Below are 722 nucleotides of genomic sequence, written 5' to 3'. Positions count from 1 at the left end.
CCAGCATCTCGCCGATGCAGCGGTGCGGACCGGTACCGAACACCGGATGCAGGCGCGGGTGATCGCTGCGGCGGATGTCGAAGCGGTCGGGATCGGCGTAGAGGTCAGGTTCACGCAGTGCAGACAGCAGGCTGACGCGCAGCACCACCCCCGCCGGCAGCGTCACATCGCCGATCGCAACCGGTGCCGTGGTGACACGGGCGATCGAACCCACCGAGGGTTCGTAGCGCAGCGCCTCGGCGACGGCACCGGGAATGAGACGGGGATCGGCCTTTACCGCCGCCCAGGCCGCGGGATGCTCCGCCAACAGGGGGACGAGCGCGGCGAAACCGACGCGGGTGGTGTCGATGCCGCCGACGATGAGGCCCAGCACCTGGTGGACCAGGCTCGTAAAGGAAATCGTTGGGTGCGTCTGCCAATCGGCGACCAGCGTCGACAACAGGTCGCCGTGCGGCATTCCCAGCCGCATCAGCAGATGGTTCTCGACATAGGCGAAGAGGCGGATCGCCGCGCTCTCGATCTCGGTATGGTCCGCCTGCGGATAGACCGGCGAAACCGCCCGCGCGATGGTCTGCACGTGGCGTGTGAAGTAAGGCACTTCGAAGCGCGGCAGCCCGAGAATTGCAGCGATCATTTCGCCCGGCAGGCGCGCGGCCATGCACGCGACGAAGTCGATGGTCTCGTCGCGCGGCAGTTCGGCGACGATGGCATCGGCGTCGACG

The 722-nt window shown here is 67.6% G+C and carries 1 protein-coding gene; it reads right to left on the bottom strand.

The window, feature by feature from the left end; genetic code table 11:
• Positions 1–722, bottom strand: a 722-nt coding sequence (locus ACKGJN_RS16345) for a cytochrome P450 (protein ID WP_409540632.1), incomplete at both ends; no start/stop codon positions are given.

Origin of the sequence: Gillisia xinjiangensis (assembly GCF_046298265.1) — a bacterium.
Classification (GTDB): domain Bacteria; phylum Bacteroidota; class Bacteroidia; order Flavobacteriales; family Flavobacteriaceae; genus Gillisia; species Gillisia xinjiangensis.
The sequence above is the reverse complement of the archived record's forward strand: the minus strand, read 5'-3'. Positions and strand labels throughout refer to the sequence as shown.